Annotated in this window: 26 protein-coding genes and 1 other RNA gene; 22 read left to right on the forward strand and 5 right to left on the reverse strand. The window is 70.9% G+C overall.

Annotated features, from left to right (window positions below; genetic code table 11):
* Positions 1 to 3 precede the first annotated feature (3 nt).
* The 8 genes from BIV28_RS08180 to BIV28_RS08215 all read left to right on the forward strand — a co-directional run bounded on the left by BIV28_RS08180 (position 4) and on the right by BIV28_RS08215 (position 7,273).
* The gene (locus tag BIV28_RS08180) at positions 4 to 387 is read left to right on the forward strand and encodes a hypothetical protein (protein ID WP_076260873.1); all 384 of its coding nucleotides are present in this window, start codon (positions 4 to 6) and stop codon (positions 385 to 387) included.
* Between the two features lie 71 nt (positions 388 to 458).
* Positions 459 to 1,148 (forward strand): phage tail tube protein, encoded by a 690-nt coding sequence (locus BIV28_RS08185; RefSeq protein WP_076260875.1) that lies wholly within the window; start codon positions 459 to 461, stop codon positions 1,146 to 1,148.
* A 97-nt stretch (positions 1,149 to 1,245) separates the two neighbouring features.
* Positions 1,246 to 1,743, forward strand: coding sequence for a DUF7426 family protein (locus BIV28_RS08190; RefSeq protein WP_076260876.1), 498 nt, complete (start codon positions 1,246 to 1,248; stop codon positions 1,741 to 1,743).
* Between the two features lie 211 nt (positions 1,744 to 1,954).
* Complete coding sequence (locus BIV28_RS08195) at positions 1,955 to 5,056, forward strand: hypothetical protein (protein WP_076260878.1); 3,102 nt, start codon at positions 1,955 to 1,957, stop codon at positions 5,054 to 5,056.
* Between the two features lie 4 nt (positions 5,057 to 5,060).
* Entirely contained in the window at positions 5,061 to 5,828 is a 768-nt protein-coding gene (locus BIV28_RS08200; RefSeq protein WP_076260879.1) for a hypothetical protein, read from the forward strand.
* A gap of 11 nt (positions 5,829 to 5,839) precedes the next feature.
* Positions 5,840 to 6,205 carry a hypothetical protein gene (locus BIV28_RS08205; protein WP_076260881.1) on the forward strand — a complete coding sequence of 122 codons (366 nt, stop codon included), beginning with the start codon at positions 5,840 to 5,842 and terminating at the stop codon, positions 6,203 to 6,205.
* Between the two features lie 16 nt (positions 6,206 to 6,221).
* Positions 6,222 to 6,620, forward strand: coding sequence for a phage tail fiber protein (locus tag BIV28_RS08210; RefSeq protein ID WP_076260883.1), 399 nt, complete (start codon positions 6,222 to 6,224; stop codon positions 6,618 to 6,620).
* Between the two features lie 8 nt (positions 6,621 to 6,628).
* Positions 6,629 to 7,273, forward strand: coding sequence for a 3-keto-alpha-glucoside-1,2-lyase-like domain-containing protein (locus BIV28_RS08215; protein ID WP_076260884.1), 645 nt, complete (start codon positions 6,629 to 6,631; stop codon positions 7,271 to 7,273).
* A gap of 20 nt (positions 7,274 to 7,293) precedes the next feature.
* Here the strand turns inward: BIV28_RS08215 and BIV28_RS19955 are convergent, their stop codons facing one another.
* Positions 7,294 to 7,590 carry a hypothetical protein gene (locus BIV28_RS19955; protein WP_207555853.1) on the reverse strand — a complete coding sequence of 99 codons (297 nt, stop codon included), beginning with the start codon at positions 7,588 to 7,590 and terminating at the stop codon, positions 7,294 to 7,296.
* On the opposite strand from BIV28_RS19955, the gene BIV28_RS08220 reads away from it, so the two are divergent.
* The 12 genes from BIV28_RS08220 to BIV28_RS08275 all read left to right on the forward strand — a co-directional run bounded on the left by BIV28_RS08220 (position 7,571) and on the right by BIV28_RS08275 (position 16,343).
* On the forward strand, positions 7,571 to 9,820 hold the full coding sequence (locus BIV28_RS08220) for an OmpA family protein (protein WP_207555854.1): 2,250 nt from the start codon (positions 7,571 to 7,573) through the stop codon (positions 9,818 to 9,820). The two genes, BIV28_RS19955 and BIV28_RS08220, sit on opposite strands and share 20 nt — an antisense overlap.
* A 1-nt stretch (position 9,821) precedes the next feature.
* Positions 9,822 to 10,031, forward strand: coding sequence for a hypothetical protein (locus BIV28_RS08225; protein ID WP_076260887.1), 210 nt, complete (start codon positions 9,822 to 9,824; stop codon positions 10,029 to 10,031).
* Positions 10,028 to 11,584, forward strand: coding sequence for a hypothetical protein (locus BIV28_RS08230; RefSeq protein ID WP_076260889.1), 1,557 nt, complete (start codon positions 10,028 to 10,030; stop codon positions 11,582 to 11,584). Before BIV28_RS08225 ends, BIV28_RS08230 begins: the two co-directional genes overlap by 4 nt.
* A complete protein-coding gene (locus tag BIV28_RS08235) occupies positions 11,581 to 11,832 on the forward strand; it encodes a hypothetical protein (RefSeq protein WP_076260890.1) in 252 nt (83 codons plus the stop codon). Before BIV28_RS08230 ends, BIV28_RS08235 begins: the two co-directional genes overlap by 4 nt.
* A gap of 94 nt (positions 11,833 to 11,926) precedes the next feature.
* Positions 11,927 to 12,130, forward strand: coding sequence for a hypothetical protein (locus tag BIV28_RS08240; RefSeq protein ID WP_076260892.1), 204 nt, complete (start codon positions 11,927 to 11,929; stop codon positions 12,128 to 12,130).
* Positions 12,123 to 12,665 carry a hypothetical protein gene (locus tag BIV28_RS08245; protein WP_076260893.1) on the forward strand — a complete coding sequence of 181 codons (543 nt, stop codon included), beginning with the start codon at positions 12,123 to 12,125 and terminating at the stop codon, positions 12,663 to 12,665. The genes BIV28_RS08240 and BIV28_RS08245 overlap by 8 nt, the downstream gene beginning before the upstream one ends.
* Positions 12,662 to 12,991: a hypothetical protein gene (locus BIV28_RS08250; RefSeq protein ID WP_076260895.1), complete on the forward strand. Its 330-nt coding sequence runs from the start codon at positions 12,662 to 12,664 to the stop codon at positions 12,989 to 12,991. The genes BIV28_RS08245 and BIV28_RS08250 overlap by 4 nt, the downstream gene beginning before the upstream one ends.
* A 77-nt stretch (positions 12,992 to 13,068) precedes the next feature.
* On the forward strand, positions 13,069 to 13,938 hold the full coding sequence (locus BIV28_RS08255) for a peptidoglycan-binding domain-containing protein (RefSeq protein WP_076260897.1): 870 nt from the start codon (positions 13,069 to 13,071) through the stop codon (positions 13,936 to 13,938).
* A complete protein-coding gene (locus BIV28_RS08260) occupies positions 13,935 to 14,129 on the forward strand; it encodes a hypothetical protein (RefSeq protein WP_076260898.1) in 195 nt (64 codons plus the stop codon). Before BIV28_RS08255 ends, BIV28_RS08260 begins: the two co-directional genes overlap by 4 nt.
* Positions 14,126 to 14,689 carry a hypothetical protein gene (locus BIV28_RS08265; RefSeq protein WP_076260900.1) on the forward strand — a complete coding sequence of 188 codons (564 nt, stop codon included), beginning with the start codon at positions 14,126 to 14,128 and terminating at the stop codon, positions 14,687 to 14,689. The genes BIV28_RS08260 and BIV28_RS08265 overlap by 4 nt, the downstream gene beginning before the upstream one ends.
* Positions 14,690 to 14,881: 192 nt before the next feature.
* Entirely contained in the window at positions 14,882 to 16,057 is a 1,176-nt protein-coding gene (locus tag BIV28_RS08270) for an AAA family ATPase (protein ID WP_076260902.1), read from the forward strand.
* Between the two features lie 43 nt (positions 16,058 to 16,100).
* Positions 16,101 to 16,343, forward strand: coding sequence for a hypothetical protein (locus BIV28_RS08275; RefSeq protein WP_207555855.1), 243 nt, complete (start codon positions 16,101 to 16,103; stop codon positions 16,341 to 16,343).
* A gap of 245 nt (positions 16,344 to 16,588) precedes the next feature.
* Here the strand turns inward: BIV28_RS08275 and BIV28_RS08280 are convergent, their stop codons facing one another.
* From BIV28_RS08280 to BIV28_RS08290, 3 genes are all read right to left on the reverse strand, one after another.
* Positions 16,589 to 16,849: a three-helix bundle dimerization domain-containing protein gene (locus BIV28_RS08280; protein ID WP_083707153.1), complete on the reverse strand. Its 261-nt coding sequence runs from the start codon at positions 16,847 to 16,849 to the stop codon at positions 16,589 to 16,591.
* Positions 16,850 to 17,347: 498 nt separating this feature from the next.
* Positions 17,348 to 17,743, reverse strand: an RNA gene (rnpB, locus tag BIV28_RS08285) — RNase P RNA component class A.
* A gap of 107 nt (positions 17,744 to 17,850) precedes the next feature.
* Positions 17,851 to 19,650: a PP2C family protein-serine/threonine phosphatase gene (locus tag BIV28_RS08290; RefSeq protein ID WP_076260906.1), complete on the reverse strand. Its 1,800-nt coding sequence runs from the start codon at positions 19,648 to 19,650 to the stop codon at positions 17,851 to 17,853.
* 67 nt (positions 19,651 to 19,717) lie between these two features.
* Between BIV28_RS08290 and BIV28_RS19960 the strand changes: the two genes are divergently transcribed.
* A complete protein-coding gene (locus tag BIV28_RS19960) occupies positions 19,718 to 20,140 on the forward strand; it encodes an ATP-binding protein (protein ID WP_076260908.1) in 423 nt (140 codons plus the stop codon).
* Positions 20,141 to 20,173: 33 nt separating this feature from the next.
* Here the strand turns inward: BIV28_RS19960 and BIV28_RS08300 are convergent, their stop codons facing one another.
* Positions 20,174 to 20,503, reverse strand: a complete 330-nt coding sequence (locus tag BIV28_RS08300; protein WP_076260910.1) for an STAS domain-containing protein — start codon at positions 20,501 to 20,503, stop codon at positions 20,174 to 20,176.
* 241 nt (positions 20,504 to 20,744) lie between these two features.
* On the opposite strand from BIV28_RS08300, the gene BIV28_RS08305 reads away from it, so the two are divergent.
* Positions 20,745 to 21,557 carry a hypothetical protein gene (locus BIV28_RS08305; protein ID WP_076260911.1) on the forward strand — a complete coding sequence of 271 codons (813 nt, stop codon included), beginning with the start codon at positions 20,745 to 20,747 and terminating at the stop codon, positions 21,555 to 21,557.
* Positions 21,558 to 21,592: the final 35 nt, after the last annotated feature.

Consider the following 21,592-nt stretch of genomic DNA (forward strand, 5'->3'; position numbering starts at 1 on the left):
ACCATGGCCCGCTTCACCAGCATCCACCCGCTGCACTTCACCGAGCCGGCCGTCCGGTTCCAGCCCGAGGGCGACCAGTTCGTCCTCGAGACCGACGACGACGCCGTCATCGACGCCATGCGCGCCCTGCCGGCCGACTTCCACGTCGTCGAGCACGTCGTCGACGAGCTCGACCAGATGAAGAAGCCCGAGCTCGAGGGATACGCCACCGAGTACGGCATCGACCTGACGGGCTGCCGCTCGAACGCCGACCGCGTCAAGGCCATCCGCGCCCACTTCGCCACCCTCGCCGACCGCGACGACGAGCCGGGCGCCGACGACACCACGCCCGCCGTCCTCGAGTCGCAGCCGGTGCCGGCCGCCGACGACAACGGCGACACGGAGTAGCACCCACCCCACAGTCCCCCGCCGCAAGACCGCGAGCGGGTCATCCGGCACGCCTGTAGGAGGCAACCGACATGAGCAACGAACTCGCCCGCCGGCTCGCGGTCGACATCTCGGCCGACAACACGACCTGGGCGCGCTTGGTCGGCACGACCGACGTCAACGACCAGGACAACATGACCGAGCAGGACGCCTCGGAGTACGAGACGGACGGCTTCGCCGCCACCGAGGTCACGATGCACGGCTGGCTGCTCGCGGTGAAGTTCAACCGCAAGAGCAACGCCGGCGTCTTCGACCCGGTCCAGGAGATCATCCGCGCCGCCCGCTTCAAGTTCGGCGACGCGGCCCGCGTCTGGGTCCGCTGGTACGACCGCAACGGCCGCAACGACGGCAAGCAGGGCCGCGCCCTCGTCGAGTGGAACCGGTCCAAGACCGGCGTCGCCGACATCGAGGAGATCTCCGTCAACTTCAAGGGCGACGGGATCCTCGTCGACATCGCCAACCCCGGCAACTCGACCCTCCCCTCGGTCCTGTCGGCCACCCCCAGCGGTGCCGCGGCCGGCGCCCAGGTCACGATCGGCGGCCAGTACTTCACCGGCGCGACCGGCGTGAAGTTCGGCGCCGTCTCGGCGACGGTCTTCACCGTCGTGTCCGACACGCACATCGTCGCCACCGTCCCCGCCGGATCGGCCGGCTCCGCCCCGGTCACGGTCACCACGGCCGCCGGCACCTCGAACGCTCTGGCCTACACGCGCGGCGCGTAGTCCTCGAGCCCAGGACGAGCGCGGGCGGCCCTGGCTGGGAACCGCCCGCGCTCCACCATCCCAGCCACTCCCAGCCACCCAGCCAAGGAGCAGCACCATGGCGCTCAAGCGCTTCACACCCGAACCTCTCATCTTCCCCATGCCGAACGGCACCGACTACGAGGTGCCCCCGGTCGACATCGACCGCGGCTGGCGCCTCTCCCAGCTCATGTCCAAGAGCCAGGCCGAGCTCGACGCCGCCGACGAGACCGATGAGGACCTCTTCCGCCTCGTGCTCTCCGACGAGCTCTGGGACCGCATGCGCACCGAGAGCGTCCCCATCGACGCCGCCTGGCGCGCAGGCATGGCCGCCCTCGCCCACTTCCGCATCGTCGACCAGGGGCAGGGCCCCCTCGCCGACATCCACGCCGCGGCCATGCTTGCCGCCGAAGCGATCTGGGAGTCCGGCATCCACCCGGAAGCAGTGGCCGCCTGGGGGGCGGCCAACCTGACGACGACCTCGCCCGCTACGGCCGAGGAGAGTGCCGCGACGGCGTCTACGAGTGGTACGAGCTCCCCGACGGAGCCCTCACCGGTCCCGGCCTCCGCCTCGTAGACCTCCTCGACGAAGAGGACCTGATCGTCGCGGACTTCCAGCAGTTCTACGGCACCGAGCTCGAGCACGCCGACCACCTGACCTGGTGGGAGTTCCGGCGCCGGCTCTACGGCCTGCTGTCCGAGCCGCACAGCCGCATCGCCCGCACGTTCACGCCCACCCCAGCCGGCGACCCCGGCACCCAGCCCGACACCGAGTGGGAGGACATGACGTGACCGAGACCAGCGTCGGCGCCATCGTCGGATACCTCCGCCTCGACAACTCCGACTGGATGCGGGAGACCGCCGCGGCCGACGCCGCCATCGACAAGCTCGACGGCAAGGACGCCCACGTCCGGGTCGAGGTCGACGGCGTCGCCAAGGCGATGGCCTCGCTCGACGCGGTCCGCGGCTCCACTGACAAGGTCCGGGACGCCAACCTCCGGCTCGCGATCGCCCAGGCACGCCTCAACGAGGTCCGCGACCGGGGCAACGCGAGCGCGTCCCAGATCCTGTCGGCCGAGCGCGGCGTCATCATCGCGCGCCGCTCCGTCGCGGCAGCCACCGGCGAAGCCGCGGACGCCTCCCGGAAGCTGTCCGAGGCCAACGACCGGGTCGACGAGTCGAACAAGCGCGTCGAGCGGTCCAGCCGCAACGCCCACAGCCGCACCGGCGCGCTCATCACCGCCATCGGCATCCTCGGGCCCGCGCTCGTGCCCGTCGCGGCCGGCACGACTGCCCTCGCCGGCGGGTTCGCGACGATGGGCGCGGCGGGCGTGCTGGCCCTCGTCGGCATCAACGCCGAGATGAAGAAGGGCACCGCGCTCGGCCTCACCTACAAGGCCACCCTTGACGACGGCAAGGCCGCCATCATGGGGCTCGCGCACACCGCCGCGAGCAACATCCTCGGCCCGCTGCAGGCCGCCATCGCCGACCTGCAGTCCCGGATGCCGCAGCTCAACGGCATCGTCGGCGAGTTCTCCACGATGACCGGCAACGCCGCCGGCAACCTCACCTCCGGGCTCCTGTCCGCGCTCATCGCGCTCGAGCCGATGCTGCGCGACGCCGGCGTGTACGTCTACCAGCTGTCGCGCCGCTTCGACGAGGCCATGTCCGGCGGCGGGGTCGTCGCCTTCGGCGACTACATCCGCTCCGTCTTCCCGCAGGTGATGGACGCCGTCGAGTCCCTCGTCACCCTCGCTGGGCACCTCGTCACCGCGTTCGCGCCGCTCGGCACCGGAACCCTGGCCATGCTGCGGCTGCTCGCCGACGCCATCAACGCCATCCCCACCGACACCCTCGCGGACATCGCCCAGGTCGCCGGGTCGGTCTTCATCGGGTTCAAGGCCTGGCGGGGCCTCTCCGCACCGATCAAGGCCCTCGAGACCGCCCTCGGTGGTGTCGAGGGCATGTCGACCCGGGCCGCGACGAGCCTCCGGGCCCTGCAGACCTCGGCCGGCATCATCGGCATCGCCCTGGCGGCCCTGTCCTACGTCATCTCCTCGAACGCCGAGAGCCAGCGCAACGCCCAGCAGGCCACCGACGACTACGCCGACGCGCTGCGCCGCTCCAATGGCGTCATCGACGAGTCGATCCGCAAGGTCGCCTACGACACCCTGCAGAAGCAGGGCGCCATCGACGCCGCCAAGAAGCTCGGCATCAGCCTCGACGACGTGACCCTCGCGGCGACGGGCAACCAGGACGCCATGCGCCGGGTCAACGTCGTCGTCATGGACGCCATCCAGAACCACCGCGACCTCTGGGGCGCCGCCCACGACCTTCGCTCGGCCCTCGGCGAGAACAACACCGAGCTGCGCAACGCCCAGCAGGCCAACAAGGACCTCGCCGACGCCACAGGTCAGGCCAATTCCCAGACGCAGGGCTCCGTCGAGGCCAACGAGCGCGCCGCCTCCAAGTACGGCATCACCGCCACGACACTCCAGCAGGTCGCCGACGCCCAGCAGAAGACGGCCGACCAGACCGAGATCGCCACGGTCAAGATGCAGGAGCAGAACGACGCTGCCGGTCTGCTCAAGCAGCAGCTCGACCTCCTCAACGGCAAGCAGCTGTCGAACGAGGAGGCCGTCAACGCCTACGACCGCGCCGGCAACGCCCTCGCGCGCCCGATCAAGGACGCCGAGAAGGCCCTCGCCGACGCTCAGAAGCGCGCCCGCGACGTCGCCAACCAGACCGGCCACACGACCGGTGGCTCCGGCGTCGCCTCGGCGCAGCTGTCGCTCACGCAGGCCCAGGACAAGCTCACCCGGCTCCAGTCGAGCGGCAAGGCCACCGCCGAGCAGCTCGCGTCGGCGCAGGACCGCGTCGAGCGGGCCACCCTGCGGCTCACCGAAGCCCAGGGCAAGGCCGGCAAGGTCACCGGTGCGGCCACGAAGGAGCAGAAGGACTCGGCGAACGCCGCGGTGGCCCAGGCCAAGGCCACGCTCGCGGCGCAGTTCAGCCTCAAGGGCTCCTCCGAGGAGGCCGTCCGCAACCGCGACAACATCATCGGCATGGTGAAGGCCGCCTCGATCGCGGCCGGCACCAACGGCGACCTCGCCTCCTCGAACGAGAAGGCGCGCCAGAAGTTCATCCAGATGCGCGCCGACGTGCTCAAGCAGGCGACCGCCCTCGGGTTCAACAAGGACCAGGTGCAGGAGCTCCTCGACAAGATCGCCCAGGTCCCCGACCACGCGACCCCGACGAAGTTCGACGCCGACACCGCGCCGGCCACCGGCAAGACGAAGGAGTGGGTCGGCGTCATCAACGGCGTCCCCACCTGGCGCGAGACCACCTTCAAGGCGAACACCGGCGACGCCCTCGCCGCCCTGGGCACCCTGACCGACGCCATCGCTGGCGTGGCCAGCAAGACCATCACCATCAGCGCCGTCTACGGCAAGTACGGCCAGGCGGCCGCCCAGGCGGCATCGCAGGCCTCCCGCCGCTCGGACGTCTACTACGGCCACTCGCATGGCGGCACCGTCCGCGGCCCCGGAGGCCCTCGCGAGGACCGTGCTCTGACGGCGCTGTCCCCGGGCGAAGAGGTCATTCAGAACGGCCCGGCGCAGAAGCACCGCGCGCTGCTCAAGGCCATCAACGACGGCTCCTTCGACCGTGGCATGGTCCCCGCGTCGGTCCGGTCGATGATCGCCGGCCGCGGCGCCGTCGTGCCCCTGCCCGCCGCGAGCCGCAGCGCCGCTCCGGCGGCAGGCGCGGCCACTGGCGGCCGCGACATCGACTACGAGCGGTTCGAACGCCTCATGGAGCGGGTCATGCGGGCCCTGCCGAACCCGGTGACGTCCGTCGAGGACATCCAGCGCGCAGCGATGGCGAGGTGACGGCGTGGCAACGCTGATCGAGTTCGCGGGCGTCACCTTCAACACCGGAGAGCCCGACGCGGACGGGTGCCTCTGGTCGATGCGCGTCCCCCAGGGCTGGGGGCGCCCACCTCAGCAGGTCGACGTCACCGAGCCCACCGTGGCCCCCGGCGGCGACCAGTCCTCCAACCGTCGCAAGCCCTGGCCGCTGCTCGCCCGCTGGCGCGTCCGCTGCCCCGACGAGGCGACCGCGTGGGCGACCTACAACCGGTGCCACGAGATGCCCGGCGACGGGCTCGACAGGGCGGCAACGCTCCTCGTCGGTGAGGCCGTCCCGAAGTGGGTCAGCGTCATCCAGACCGCCGCCGACATCACCGAGCCCCGCGGCAACCTCCTGGTCTTCGCCGAGGTCGAGCTCTCCGCCCTCGTCCCATTCAAGCGCGGCGCCGACGAGCGCTCCATCACCCTGGCCCCCGGCGAGACGAAGACCCTACGCAACGCCGGCACCCGCGCTGCCACGCTCGTCGTCACCACGACCGGGGCCGGCACCGTCCAGCTGCGGCAGAACGCCTCCGGCCAGGTCATGCGGACCCGCACCAGCGTCGCCACCGGAACGGTCTTCGACTGCCGCGAGCAGTCCGTCACGACGTCGGCCGGCCTCGACATCTTCCCGATGGGCTCACCGTCGGAGTGGCTCTCGATCCCCGGCGGCACGCTCACCATCCCGGCCGACACCGGGCTCACCAACCAGGGCACGGCGCCGGTCACGGTGTCCTGCTACGACACGTACTGAGAGGGGTCCACGTGGACATCTTCGCCCTGCTCATCCTCGCGAAGTACCTCGCCGGCAAGGCATCCCCGCCGGACATGCCGACGTACTACGCGACCTTCGCGAACAGCGGCAGCGAGGTGGCCGGGATCGTGCGCTCCGCCTTCTACTTCGCCGAACCGGACGTCGTCTCCGACACGGAGATCGACCTGGCGAACGAGACGCCCATCAGCCTCGACACCCCCGACGGGACCGCCGACGAGATCTGGGTCTACGACTCGCTCTCGGGCGGCAACCGGTGGTTCAAGGAGCCCATCGCGGGCGGCCCGATCACCCTCGTCGACGGCGGCAACAAGACGTTCCCGCCCGGCGACTTCACGCACACCCTCGAGATCGCCTGAGCCACAAGGAGACCCCATGGCCACCCTCATCACCGACGCCGAGCGCAACTACCTGGCCGACCAGGAGGCCGCGCGCATCACCCACCTGTCCCTGCACACGGCCTCGCCGGGCACGACGGGCGCCAGCGAGGCCAGCGGCGGGTCCCCCGCCTACGCGCGCAAGGCAGTCACCTTCAACGCCGCGGGTGCCGTGGGCCCGCTCGGCCCGACGCTGCAGCCGGCCACCGTCGGCGTGGCCTGGTCCTCGGAGGTCACCTTCGACGTCGCCTCCGGCACCTACTCGCACTGGGGCGCCTGGTCGGCGTCGACGTCGGGCACCTACCGGCTCGGGAACACGCTGAGCGCGTCGCAGTCCCCGACCGGGCAGGCCCAGATCAAGCACTCCATCGCGGTCGGCCCGTTCTCGGGCGCCTGAGCGACGCCATGAGCAATCTCACGACGACGTTCGTCGACGGATCAGGCGGCGGCACCCCGATCGATGCTGCGTGGCTCAACGCGGTCAACGCGGCGCTCAACCCGTGGCGCAGTCGCGCGGCGCTTCCTCTGACCAGCCTCACGGGTTGGACGGCCGGCACTGGGACATGGACCGCCGACGCCAACGGCATCCACCAGACCGACGCCTCCACCTCGACGAAGCGCCTGCGGTACACCGCCTCGCGGATCCAGCTCGCCAGTGCGGTCGTCGAGGTCGAGGTCCGACTCGACAGCGGCGCCGGCAATGCCGGTCTGACGCTGCGCACCGGGCCGGGTGACGTAACGCAGGGCCAGCGTGTCGACCTGCGGGGCGACGGCACGAACGTCACCGCGGTCGGTTTCGAGTCTGACGCGTTCACAGCCCAAGGCACCTACGCCCTCGACTCCTCGATCGCCTACGGCACGTGGATCAAGCTGCGAGCACAGATCCACGGCTCCGCCCTCGCAGTGTCCATCAACGACACGCTGCTGACCACAGCGAAGGTCGATTGGGGCAACAACGGGCCCTACCTCGGCCTCGTCTGCTACTCGGCCGCAGCCTCCTGGCGCAACCTCAAGGTATGGACCCTGGTCGGTCCGACCGAGGCTCTCTAGCAAGGAAGGACGCCCGTGGCCTACCCCGGTACCAGCACCTTCCCCGGAGCGAGCACTTTCCCAGGTGCTATCGACGCCGCGACCACGACCGGCTCCGGTCCCGTGTCGGTGGGGTCGTCATCCGCCTCGAGCCTCGTGCCGGTCACCACGGGGATGAGCCCAGTCGGCGCTGGGTCGTCCGCGCGCACGATCCCCGTCGCGACGACCTCCGGCACCGCGCCCGTCACCGTCGAGTCCTCCTCGAGCACGTCGACCGAGGGCGTGGCGCAGACCACCACCGGTGAGTCGCCCGTCACGGTGGAGTCGTCGTCGGGCACCGAACTCGTCCTACCCACGACCACCGGCGAGTCCCCAGTCAGCGTCAGCTCGTCCTGCACGACCGCGGTCATTCTCGCGACCACTGGAACATCACCGATCGGGGTCGGATCTAGCAGCCGCACGCTCGCCGAGGCCGACCTTCTCGCCGCCCACGGCACCACCCGCTTCACCAGCCACGCCGGCACCCCGACCACCCCCGACGTCGTCGCGGCGCACGGCACCACCCGGTTCAGCAGCCACCTCGGCCTGCCCCGAGACGTCGAGCACGTCAGCGCGCACGGCACCACCCGGTTCAGCACCAGCGCGACACCGCTGCGCCTCTTCAAGATCGACGCCACCACCCACCTGCCCCAGTTCCGGCTCCTCGTCGTCGACCGCACCGGCACCCCGCTCGGCGAGCTCAAGGGCGCCCAGCTCGGCGACGCCACCTACGCACAGGGCGGCGTCCTCACCTTCTCCTTCACCATCCGCAAGAACCACCCCCGCGCGCACCTGCTCGACATCGGCACGGAGGTGCAAATCTGGTCCGGCGACGAGATGATCCGCGAGTCGTGGTTCGTCATCGTCGAGGACCCCACCGACGGCGGCCCCACCTGGACCTTCAAGTGCGAAGGCACCCGCTGGCACCTGGGGAACGCCATCATCGGCCGGCCCCGCCCCGAGCTGCTCAAGAACGGCGGCTTCGAGGACAACCTCAAGCACTGGCACCCCGTCGTCTTCCCCGGCTCAGCCTCCATGGCTCCCCCGACCAGCCAGATCGTCAAGGGCGCCCAGGCCCTCGCCGGCGGCAAGGCGCTGCGCACCACCGCGGTCCTCAAGGTCGTCGTCAAGGAGGAGAAGACCGCCGCGATCTTCAAGGGCAACCAGCCCTACGCCGGTAGCCCGCTCGCCTCCGGCTACCTGGCCGGCGGCGAGCAGATCATCCGCAACCTCGTCGCCGACATCCCCAAGGGCCAGACGATCACCCTCGAGGCCTTCACCGCCGACGTCGACTCCGGCAACGGCCAGAAGCTCTCCGAGCGCCGCGCGGCCGCCGCGAAGGCCACCATCCTCGCCGCCCGACCGGACCTGCACGTCAACGACTACGGCCGCGGCGAGACCGTCCAGGTCGCCCCCAACGACACCCCCGCCAACCAGGCCAAGAACCGCCGCATCCTGCTCACGTGGGACGGCACCCGCATCGGTCACCGGCAGGCCCACAACCAGTGGTTCACCTTCGAGAACGACACCCGCGTCCCGACCGCTCTCGAGATCTCCCTGTGGGCCAACCTCATCGACTACGTCGGCCCCTCCAAGGACGGCTGGCTCGGCTACATCAACCGCCGCCACGCCAGCGCCCCGCACAAGATCCTCGACGAGAAGTGGGTCACCCTGCCGCCCACCTTCCCGAAGCAGCGCTGGACACCCCAGAGCTTCTCCATCGACGCACCGGCCAACAGCACCGACATCTACGAGCTGCGCCTCTACGGCACAGCCGGCGACACCATCTTCGACGAGGTGTCCGTCAAGCCCAACGTGCTCACCGCCTGGTACAACGTCACCCGCCCGACGCTCTACGCCGGCCTCATCGCCCACGCCCAGGACCCCACCTTCGGCAAGGTCGACCTCAACATCGAGACCAACTGCCCCTCCTTCGGCATCCGCGACGACTACGAGTACGAGCACAAGCGCCACCGCACCGTCAACGACGCCCTCGCCGAGCAGCTCTCCGCCGACGACTCCCCCGAGTTCTGGATCGACACCACCCCCACCCGGCGCATCGCCCGCACCGCCGCCCGCCGCGGCCGCCGATCCCAGGTGCACCTCGAGCTCGGCGGCGTCGTCGAGGACTTCACCACCGGCGGCGACGCCGACAAGCGCGCCACCGTCGGCATCGTCACCTCCGACATCGACGGCGGCGCCGTGCTCGAGGCCTACGCCCGCGGCCCCAGGGTCAACGGCCTGGCCTTCGAGCGCACCCGCGCCACCGAGCCCAACCGCACCGTCGCCCGGGCCGGGCAGATCGCCCGCCAGATGATCCGCTACGGCAGCACCAGCGACGACATCACCTCCGTAACGTGCAAGCCGTCCAAGACGCTCATGCTGCTGCAGCGCGTCTGGGTCGGCGACGTGTGCCGCACCACCGTCAAGCAGGGCGGCGTCAACGCCGACAGCGACCACCGCGTCACCGAGGTCCGCATCTCTTTCGCGCGCAGGCAGATCACCTACGAGCTCGCCCAGGAGGTGTGACATGGGACAGCCCGAGCGCCCGAGTGATCGTCGCACCCCACGCAGCGAGGTCGCACGCCTCGACGACGCCGTGGCGGCCGAGCGCCGCAACCGCGTCAAGGACAACGAGGTCGAAGGCCTCGTCCTGATCCGCGAGCAAGCGTCCTCCTCGTGGGTCGATGGTGTCGCCTGGATCAAGCGGCCCGGCGAGGTTGGCGGCGGCGCGCCGTGACCGTTGCGTGGCCGGGCGAGCAGCTCGCCCTCTACGACGTCGTCGTCGAGGCCGGCCCGCTCGACCCCTACGGCGACCTGTACTACGCCCTCGACGTCCGAGAGAGCGCCGACACCACCGTCACCGTCAACGCCGGCGACCAGTTCTACCTCTACTCCGACATCCCCCGTCTCGCGATCCCGGGCGACGTCCTGGGCGAGTGCAACTGGATCATCGACGTCACGGCCGGCGCCGCCTCCGTCACCGTCGAGACCGGCTTCGACCCGGACTGGTCCTACAGCCCCCCGTTCGGCTGGGCGCCCACCGCCGTCTCGTCACTGGTGGCGGGCCGAGCAGTCGTGCCGCTCCCGGCCGGAGACCGCAGCTTCGAGCGGCTCTGGAACGACGGCGCGCCGCTGCTGCGGGTCACCGTCATCTCGGGCTCGGCGACCCTGCGCGCGGCGTGGCTGCAGGTCGAGCCCCCAGACGGGCTCAAGGTCCTCGATGGCTGGACCTGGTCAACGTGGACCGAGCCGGGCCTCGTGCCCGCCAAGGCCGACGCCGGCAACGGCAACGCCGGCGCAGGCGTCACCATCCCCGACGACGCGGATCCGAACCACGCCATGGACGCAGTCCGCCACGACGGGTCCGCGACCCGAGGCAGCAGCCTCGCCCCGCCCGGTACGGCTCCGTACTCCTACATGAGCCTCGGCCCCACAGACGGGGACCTGTTCGCCACCGCAGCCACCGCCACCGGGTACGACCGCTCCGGTGCCGTCCTATCGAGCCCGCCGGAGAGCTATGCCGACCTCAACATCGGCTACTCCAACGGCTACTGGCGCGAGCGACCCACCCTCCGCCAGCTCCCGCCGGAGTTCAGCCTGCTCAAGCGCGGCCGTGACTGGGTCCCCATCAACCCCAGCGACTTCACGTGGACCGGCTCGGTGGAGTTCGACCCTGACGGCCACACCGTCGGCATCCGCTGGGCAGACATCTACCTCGACGTCGTCGCCGCCGGCGGCGGCAGCGACGAGATCTCCGGCAACATCGGCTACGCCACGGGCATCCTTCTCGCGCCCGTCTCAGGCTGGACCGGGTCATTCGGGTCCTGGCCGCCCCCGCTCGGAGCCCAGGTCGTCGACCTGCCTGCCCCGCACGCCCCTGACATCGACCCCCTCTTGCCGATGACCCCAGCGCCCGGCTCGGACTGGACGATCACTGCCTACACCGACATGGCAGTCGGCGCCTACCCCGTCAACGACGAGTGGCAGCAGTGGGACGTCCGCCCCCACGGCGGGTCCCTTGGCACGGCCATCTACATCTGGCACCAGATGCCGGACTACCGCTACCGCGTGCCGGTCTTCGTCCCGTCCCCCGACGCGGTGGGCCGTGAGCCGCAGTTCTTCGTCCGCATCGACGGGATCGACCGGGCGGTTGGGTTCGGCAAGCCCGCCGACGACGACGGCCACGTCTTTGCCGTCTCCACCGCGCTCGGCCAGTACCGCGACATGACGCTCGCTGAGTACGCCTCCGTCGCAGGGCCGCTCCCCGACTTCACCCCGGACTGGTCATGAGCACCACCACACTGCGCCGTGAGGTCGCGCGCGTCGACGCTGAGATCGCAGCTGCGCGCCGCGGCGAGCCGGCGCCGAGGCCGAAGCCGCCGTTCGTCGCCGTCACAGCGAACCCGCACCGGGACTGGCCCGCCGGGAAGCTCTGGCTCGATACCGGCACCGTCGGCCCCCTCGGCTCACACCCGCTGTGGGTGCTGCTCTACGACGGATCGTTCACGCACGTCGCGTGGCTCGTCCTCGACCTCTGACCACCTCGAGCCGCCCCGCGGCGCCCTTCCACCGAGGCCCACCCAGCGCACCGACTCGAGGGAGCAGCACCATGCGCGAAACCAAGGCCCGCCGATGAGCCCCAGGGCCTCCATCTGGTTCGTCTCCGTCGTCCTGGGACTCATCGCACTCGTCGTCATCGTTGGCCTCTGGCGTGGCGACCTCAACCCCAACGGGGCCGTCGCCACCCTGGCCACGGTCCTCACCGGAACGATGGCCGGCCTCTACTGGCGCGAACGCGACAAGGGCAACCGGCCCAAGGACGGCAGCGATGAGTAGCCCCGTCATCCTCGCCGGCGTCTTCGCGCTCGGCTTCATCGCCGGGGTCATCGTCGACGACCTCGCAGACCGACCCTTCGGCAAGGAGAACCGCACCATGAAGGAACGACTCCACCGGGCCAGCATCCGCGCCCGCGCCTGGGCACGGCTCATGCAGCGCAAGGCCACCCGCGACGGCGTCCGCTCCCGGTTCGACGTCGTCATGCCGTGGCTCGTCATCCTCGCCATGGCGGCCTCCGGCGTCTCCAGCCTGCAGCTGGTCCGCGCCGGCAACGACCTGGACAAGCTCGGCTCGTGCGTCGCCGACTACAACCAGCGCTTCGCCGAGGCGTACAAGGCTAGGCTCGACGCCTCCGCCCAGGTCAACGAGGCGCTCGACCGGATCGTGGTCACCGTCTACTCGGCCGACCGTGAGGGCTTCCGCAAGGCCGTCGCCAACTACGTGACGAACCGGCAGAAGGTGAAGAACGCCCAGGCGACGAACCCCTACCCGCCACTTCCCACGACCTACTGCGGCCCGGTGGTGACGAAGTGAGGTACCGCGACGTCATCGTCTTCGCCGTTGCGACAGCCCTGCTCATCGTCGCGCTCGTGCTCTTCCCGATGCGCTACGTCAACGTCGGCCTCGCCATGGTCTCCCTCGCGCTGCTCGTCTCGACGCTCGTGCGCCGCTGGCACCTGCTCACGGGCCGGCTGCACCGCATCGGCGTCGCGTTCGCGTGCGTGCTCGCCGTCGGCGCCTACGGATCTTGGGAGGCCGCCTCGCAGGCGTCCCCGCCCGGCTACCGCGTCGTCCTCACGTCACTGTCCCTCTTCGGCCTTCTCGTCGCGCTGATCTGGCGCTTCGACGAGGACCTGTAGCCCCAGCAGTCCCAGCCCGAGGGCCCCGCGCGACACCCCGTCGCGGCGGGGCCTTCCTCATGCCCGAGGAGACGTCCATGGCACTGGCCACCTACGAGGAGAACGGCACGATGCTGTCGATCGACCTCAAGGCCCCGATCGCGGAGGCGCGCCGACTCGGCGCCGCCGACCCGCTGACGAGGGGCACCAAGCTCGTCATCATCAGGGGCTACGGCTCGTACCGGAAGAACGCAGCCTCCGGCGGCACCGACACCGGCTCCGGGCACGTCGACTTCAACGCCGAGGGCATGACCGACGCCCAGGCGCAGCGGTGGGTCCTGTACCTGCGCCGGGTCGGCATCATGGCCTACTTCCGGCGCCGCTCCTGGTGGTCGAGCTGGCTCGGCCGGCTCCGGGTCCCGGGCTGGCAGCGGCACGTGCACTGCGGCCTCTACAAGTCCGCCGACGCGTCGAAGGCGATGCGCGACCAGTGGGCCGAGTGGCTCGCCGGCGGCGACGGGCTGTCGGGCCCGGAGCCCGATGACGGCGACCGGCGTGTCGTCGGCCGGACCTACGCGCAGTACGTCGCGCTCATGGCCGCGGCCGTCACGAACGTCGGGCAGACCGTCGCGGTCGCCGCCCGGGTCAAGCTCATCCAGAAGGCACTCCGGCTCAAGGTCGACGGTGTCTGGGGCCCGCAGACCGACGCGGCGCTGTGGCAGATGTGGATCGTCCGCAAGGAGGGCCGCGCCCGGTTCGTGAAGTACAACGCGACCTGGCGCAAGACGATGCAGCGCCAGTGGGGCGCCCGGGTCATCGACGGCGTCTGGGGGTCGCAGACGCAGGCCGCGAACCTCGCCACCGTGAAGGTCGTCCAGAAGGCCCTCGGTGTCGTCGCCGACGGCGTCTGGGGCCCCGTCACCGACCGCGCCTACCGGGCGCTCCGGGCGAAGGCGTACCGGCCGTGAGCCGCTCGGCAGACCCTGCCCGCCGAGCGCGGCCCGCGCTCGAGATCAAGGCCCGCCAGGCCGTCTACGTCGGCGGGGCGATCATCCTCGCCTGCGCCGTCCTCGGCGGCGCGGCCGCCGTCGCCGCCGTCGCCGCCGTCAACCACGCCTACTCGCGCGCCAGCGCCAGCACCCAGAAGGAGCCAGCATGAGCACCACCGACCTGACGCGCCTCCCCCTCGAGGGAGTCATCGTCGACCCACCCAAGGCCATCACCATCTTCGGCCGCGAGCCCGCCGCCTGGCTCGGGCTCATCGAGGCAGTCCTGGGCGTCGCCCTCGCCTTCGGCCTGGGCATCAGCCAAGACACCTTCGGCCCCATCATGGCCGTCGTCTCCGCCATGGTCGGCGTATACAGCGCCTGGGCGACGAAGGACACGATGCTCGGCGTCATCGTCGGGCTCGTGAAGGCCCTCGTGACCCTCGTCGCCGTCTACGGGTTGACGCTCTCCGACTCGCAGGTGGGCGCCGTCCTCGCGGTCACCGCGGTCGTCGTCGCGTTCGTGCAGCGGTCCCAGACCTCCCCCGTCATCGACAACGTCGCTCCCGCCGACGCGCTGCCGCCGATCCCAGACCCGACCGAGGTCGAGGGCGTCGACCAGGACGCGTCCCTCGGTGACGGCACCGCGGCCGCCGGCGAGCAGACCGACTCGGCGCAGGACCTCGTGGACCACGCCCTCAGCCAGCCGTATCAGGGCAAGCACGCCGACTGACTGTCGGACCCTCGAGGTAGCGTCACCGACGCGACCCCGAATCGCAGGTGCCGGCCCGGCGCCCCACGCCAACCACCGGCCGGCACCGAAGAGCCCCGCCCCCCTTCTCGGGGCGGGGCTCTTTCTAGGTGCGGCGGCGTGTCAGCGTCGTTTCAGTCTGTAAGAGTCACTGTTTCTGGTTGCATGCATGGCATGGAGACGACTCTGTCCAAGGACGAACGCCTGCGACGCCTCAATCAGGTCTTCACTCCGAGCGCTCCCGTCGCGCGTCGGGATCTCTTCGCGGGCCGCCTCGAGCAAGTCTTCGACATCACATCGGCCATCGCCGAGCCGGGCAAACACATCGTCATCTATGGCGAGCGCGGCGTCGGGAAGACCTCGTTGGCCAACGTGCTCCACGAGCTCGTCGCGCCCATCATGGGGATCAGTGTGCAGCCCGCCAAGATCAACTGCAGCACCGTCGACAAGTTCACGTCCCTGTGGACCAAGGTCTGCAGGCAGCTCAAGCTCGAGATCCCCGAGTCCTGGACCTACGGCAGCCCGGATCCGGATGAGATCCGGGTCATGTTGGCGGGCATCAAACCACCAGCTGTCATCATCATGGATGAGTTCGACCGGATCGAAGATGACGACACCCTGAGCCTGATGGCCGACACGCTCAAGGCGCTGTCGGACCATGCCGTGCCCACGAAGCTCGTCATCGTCGGCGTGGCCGACTCCATCGACCAGCTCGTGGGAGAGCACGAGTCCGTGCAACGAGCCATCGCCGAAGTAGCCATGCCCCGAATGACCGAAGCGGACATGACTTCGATCATCGACAACGGGCTTCCTGTGCTCGAGATGGGGATCGAGTCTCAGGCACGAACGCAGATCGGCCGACTCGCGGAAGGCCTTCCCCACTACGTGCACCTGCTCACTCAGAAGGCAACCCTGCGTGCGATCCAAGACGACCGCACCACGATCACCACCGGCGACGTCGAGGACGCCATCTCCGTCGCGGTAGCGAAGCACTCCCTGGCCAAGGAGTATCAGACCGCGATCCAGAGTCCTCGACCCGACAACCTGTTCGCCCGCGTCCTCACCTCGTGTGCCCTTGCCGAGAAGAACCGACTGGGCGGATTCACCTCGCGTGCCGTGAGAGACCCGCTGAGCCGCATCATGGGACGGGTCTACGAGATCCCTGCTTTCGCTCCCCACCTCAAGGCCTTCACCGACGCCGACCGGGGGTCCGTCCTCAAGCGCGAAGGCACTCCTCGGCGCTACACGTATCGCTTTCGGAACCCGCTCCTGCAGCCGTTCGCTGTGCTCACCGCACTGTCCGAGGGGCTGATCCCAGAGGAAATGCGCAAGGAGCTGCTCGAAGAGTGATGGGTGCTCGAACGCGTGTTCTATCGATCGCCATACTGGATCTATGGCCGGCGGATCAGGACGGGGGCACGAGCACCCCACCCCAGCAGTGCCGCCGGCGCGCCAGCACTGCTGGGTGAACCACACGCGCGAGCACGGCGGCCCGCACCCTGGGCTTGTCACCGCCTGGCAGCAGCGCGACGGGCAATGGTGGGCCCGGGTCACCTACCTCGTCGTCGAGGCAGATGCCGTCGTCGACCAGTGGTTCCGTGCCGATCAGCTCACACCCGTCGCGCCGCGCTCGTGACAGACGGACGCCCCCGCCGCGCTGCCTGCGTGGCGGGGGCGTTGCCGTCATCCGAGACGAGCAGATCGGGCGAGTGCCCGGCGTCCCGGACCGGCAGCCCCCCTCGCGGTGGGGGTGCTCCCGTCGGCGCCGACGCTAAACCTTCAACGCCCCGGCCACCTCTGCCTTCAAGGCTGTCACCGAGCATGCACGCGCGTCAGCGAATCGCGGAAACGCCATCGGCAGTGACCTCAGCCGCATCAGGGCTATACGCGAGTCTCGTGAGAGGCGCCGACGACGACCTCACCCACACCGGGAGGGGGCAGCTCGTCGCGGCTCGCGAAGGCGAGCCGGTCACGGGCCGCATGTTCGACCAGCACCGGAACGAAGTCGCGCACCGGCCCGTCGAGTTCCGAGTGCGCGAGCCGGACCGCAGCCTCGATGACGTCTTCGTGGACGTGTGGGAAGCGTTCCGCCAGCCGGGCGCGGACCTCCTCCAAGGCCTTCATCTCAGCCGCTCGATCCATGCGGCCATGGTGGGCGCGACTGGCAGGCTCGCGCAAGGCCCCGGACCTCCAGCCCAACCCCGTGACCAGGCTGCGGCCGTTCGCGGCCTTGAGGAGGTATGACAGTTGAGCCGTTGTCCGATCTGTGCATCCACTGTGTGCGACGATCCGATCACCCGACGCGCAGCCATCCCAGCTTGCGCGTCGACGCCTCGTCCCTCAGAGGCGTTTGAAGTCAGGCCGTCGCCCCCATCCCCCGGGCGGCGGCCTGACCGCGTTGCGAATCATCCGACCGCCCCATGAACAAGGTTTCCGCGGAACCTTAACTATGGCTCGATGATGCCGAGCCTTCCGAGCCTCGATCTTGGTCCGTCTCTGGTCCGTCCCAGCATTCGCCGAACCGCCCCGGTCCGTCTAGGTCCGTCCGAATCCCACCCCGCCGCACCCTACGACTCCCAGCCGCTCCCAGCGCGTTTCCGCAGGTCAGCGCCAGATCAAGCACCAACAGCGGCTTCTGAGCGGATGAGTCGGCCGGTACGCCGGGTTCTGTCCCGCGGCGCCGTTACCGGCATCCGCGGTGGCGGCCATCCATCTAGGCCGACCATTGCTGGCCGGCTCGAGCGTCCTACCCGCGCACTCGACCGGGCCGGTCTCCCGACGCCCGAGGGCGTCGATCGTGCGCTGTCTGGACTTGCTCCGGGTGGGGTTTACCGAGCCGCTCCAGTCACCTGGAGCGCTGGTGGTCTCTTACACCACCGTTTCACCCTTACCGGCGGCCGAGGCCTCCGGCGGTCTGTTCTCTGTGGCACTGTCCCGCGGGTCACCCCGGGTGGCTGTTGGCCACCACCCTGCCCTTCGGAGCCCGGACGTTCCTCGGCAGGGCCGAAGCCCTGACGCGACCGCCTGGCCGACTCATCCGCGTCCAGCATAGGGGTCCGGACGCGTGGGCTCCCAACCAGCGCAGGCTCGCTGGGCATCGGGCACGTTCCGGACGACGCGTCCCGCCGCGTGGGGGGCCACGGTCACGCGACGCGTCGGAAGCCGACGAGGGCGACGTCGTCGTGCCGGTCGGGATCGGTCACGGCCTCGACGAGGGCATCGAGCACCTCGTCGAGGTCGGCGTCGGCGGGCATGTCGCGGAAGTGCTTCTCGGCCACCCCGCGCAGCCGCTCGAGACCGGTGTCGATCCCCTCCCCGCGACGCTCGACGAGCCCGTCGGTGTAGAGGAGCAGCACGTCGCCGATGCCGAAGGGCAGGTTGACGACCGGACGCGCGACCGTGCCGATGCCGTGCAGCGGTGAGCCGTCCTCGACGTAGCGGCCCTCGCCGCTGCGGATCAGCAGGGGCGGCGGGTGGCCGGCGATCGTCATCGAGAGGCTGTCCGAGCCCGGGTCGAAGAGCACGTACACGGCCGAGGCCATCGGCGTCGGCGCCTCGACGGCCATCAGCCGGTCGACCGCGCGGGCGAGGGCGTCGGGCTCGGGGTGCTGGGTGGCGAGGACGCGCACGGCCGAGCGCATCCGCGAGCCGCCGAGGGCCGCATCGACGCCACGGCCCATGACGTCGCCGACGACGGCGACGAGCCGTTGGTCCTCGAGTGCTGCGACGTCGTAGTAGTCGCCGCCGATGTCGGTGCGGCCGGCCTGGCGGTAGACGGCGCCGAAGCCCCAGCCGGGGACGTCGGGCAGCTCCTGCGGCAGCAACGTCGCCTGCAGCACCGCGGCAGTACGACGCGTCTGCGAGTAGAGGTCGGCGTTGTCGATGGCCAGCCCCGCGCGACGGGCCAGGTCCTCGGCGAAGACGATGTCCTCGGGCGTGTAGCGCCTCCCGGACTCCGCCGCGACGAACGTCATGACCCCGAGCACCCGGTCGCGCGCCATGAGCGGGACGGACATGGCGCTGCGCAGGCCGAGCTCGCGGGCGATCCGCAGGTGCTCGTCATCGCGTGCCGAGGCCACGAGCATCTCGTCGGTGACGGTCTCGACGAGCAGGCTCGTGCCCGACCGGACCACCTCGGAGACCCCACCGGGACGGTCGAGGTCGGGGGGCCAGCGGGTCTCGAGCTCCTTGGCGAGGGCCACCTTCTGCGGGTCGACGTGCGCGACGGCCAGCGTGCGCAGCACCCCGTCGTCGACGAGCTGCACGGAGCACCAGTCGGCATGCGTCGGCACGGCCAGCGAGGCGACCTGCCGAAGGGTCTCGCGGTAGTCGAGGCTGCCGGCGAGAGCCTGGGAGGCGTCGGCGAGGAACTCGAGCTGGGCGGCCCGCGACGCGCTGCGCTCCTCGGCCTGCAGCCGGAGCATCGTCTGGGCGCACATGTCACCGAGGACGCCGAGCACCGACAGCACCTCGGGGTCGGGAGGGCCGACGCGTCCGTCGAACCGGAAGCCGACGGCGCCGATCGCCTCGTGCGAGGCCGGCTCGAGCAGGGCCAGGGTGACGCTGGAGCGCTCGACGGCCTCGTCCTCGAGGTCGGGGTAGCGCTCGAGCATCTGCTGACGGCTCTCGACGACGATCGTCCTGCCCAGCCGGACCGCGTCGGTCATCGGCGTCCGGTGGGCGAGGTCGAAGATCGCCCACTGCCGCACCAGCCGGGCACTCATGCCGTGGGTCCCGACGAGGCGCAGCCGGTCGGGGCCGTCACGCAGCGCGAAGACCGCCCGCGAGGCGCCGATGACGTCGGACGCGCGCTCGGTGACGATCTCGGTGAGGTCGTCCATCGTGGCCGCCGCGCCGAGCTGGGCGACGATCCGCGCGAGCGCGGCCAGGCGTGGCGCGACGCCGGGCGTCACGCCGCCGGCGCCCGGCTCCGTCGCAGTCATGCGCACATCTTGGCAGTTGGCCGCGTCGTCGTCCCCGATAACGACGATGGAGTGCCACCATGGACAGGTGACCACGCCGACGGTGGACGGCGACACCGAGCTCGTCCGTCTCGACTTCGGCCCGGACGACCTGCGCCGGGTCCGCGAGGTCGTACGCACGGTCACGCAGGATCGGGTCCCCGAGCGCGTCGGCGACGCGGAGATGGCGGTGCACGAGGTCGCCGTCAACAGCATCGTCCACGGGGGCGGCCACGGTCACCTGCGCATCGACGCCCTCGACGAGTCACTCGTGTTCACGGTCGAGGACGACGACGGTGGCGGTTCGGCACCCGTCGTGCGCGAGGCCGACCACCAGGCCGTCAGCGGGCGCGGGCTGTGGATCGCCGAGAGCCTGACCGACCGCCTCGTCATCGAGTCGACGCCGGCGCGCACCACGGTGCGCCTGCACGTCAACCTCCCGTCGCGACCCTCGCGCGCGCCCAGCCGGTAACGATCGGTCGCGCCGGCGAACGGGCGGCGAGCCTCAGTGGACGGCGTGGTCCTCCCGGGGCGAGGCCTCGACGTCGATGACCTGGTCGAGACGCGTCAGGCGCACGAGGCGCAGCGACACCCCGTCGCACACGAGGCGCAGCGTCGCGCCGGCGGCACGGGCCCGGTGGTAGAGCCCGATGACGGCGCCCAGGCCCGAGGAGTCGAGGAACGTGACGTCGCGCAGGTCGACGACGACGGTGGCGCCGGGCGCCAGGGCGACGGAGTCGAACGCCGCGCGCACGTCGGGCACGGTGTAGGTGTCGACCTCACCGGCCAGCCGTACGAGGCTGCTGGAGTCCCCCGCCGATACCGAGACGTCCACGTGACTCCTCCCTCCCCCCGGACCTTCCAACCGTAGGCCCGCGGACCGGTCGCCGTCACCGGTTTCCGGGCCCCACGTTTGTACCGGCGAGCACGACCGGCTGTGACCCGAGTCACAGTCGGGCGCCTGCGTCAACGATCCCGGCCCGTCGCTCGTCGTCCTTGAGAGGGACGGCGCGCACGTCCCTGCTCGTCAGCGTGGACGTGGACCGCCCCGCAACCGGAAACCTGCCCTGAGGACGATGACCCAGACCGCTCCCCCGACCGCCCGACCCTCCCTCGACGACACCCAGGTGCTCGCCGCCGACCGCACCAGCGAGCTGCCCGTCACGAAGCCCGAGGACGGCTCCCCTCGCTCGCGCCTGCTCGACCTCTCGCTGACCCAGATCCTCGGCGGCTCGCTGGCCGCCGCCACCGCGGCCGCCCTCGGTTCGCGGCTCGGCCTGCTCGGCACGATCGCCGGCGCCGCGATCGGATCGGTCGTCACCGCCGTTGCCGCGAACCTCTACACGAACTCCATGGCCCGGGCACGCGAGGCCATGGTGCTCGCCCGTGCCTACAACCGCGGCACCGTCGCCTCGCGCCGCCCGGAGTGGTGGCGCCTGCCCGACCGCGCCGGTGCCCGCCGCCTGATCGCGACCACCGGCGCCCTCTTCGCCGTCGCGGCCGCCTTCCTCACCGGAGTGCAGCTGACCACCGGGGCGCAGGTCACCGGCACGACGATCGGTCGCAGCGCCGCCGCGGCACCCGTCGTCGAGGCGCTCGGATCCGACGCGTCGGGCACGTCCGGCTCCTCGGGTTCCGACGCGTCCCGGCAGGCGACCACGAGCCCGACGCCGACGAGCACCACCACCGGCACCCCGGCCCCTGCCGCGACGACCGACGCTCCCGCGTCGGGTGGCGCTGCCGGCAGCACGAGCACCGGCGCCCCCACCGGCACCTCGACCTCGGACGCGTCCGCGACCGGCACGACGACCGCCCCGACCGGCGGAACCGACCCGCAGTCGCCCTCGACCGGCACCCTCCCGGCGAACCCGGCCCAGCCCACACCCTGACACCCGCAAAGCCGCACGCCCGTCCCCGCCTGACG

It is taken from the genome of Intrasporangium flavum (assembly GCF_001956915.1).
In the GTDB taxonomy this organism is placed as follows: Bacteria; Actinomycetota; Actinomycetes; order Actinomycetales; family Dermatophilaceae; genus Monashia; species Monashia flava.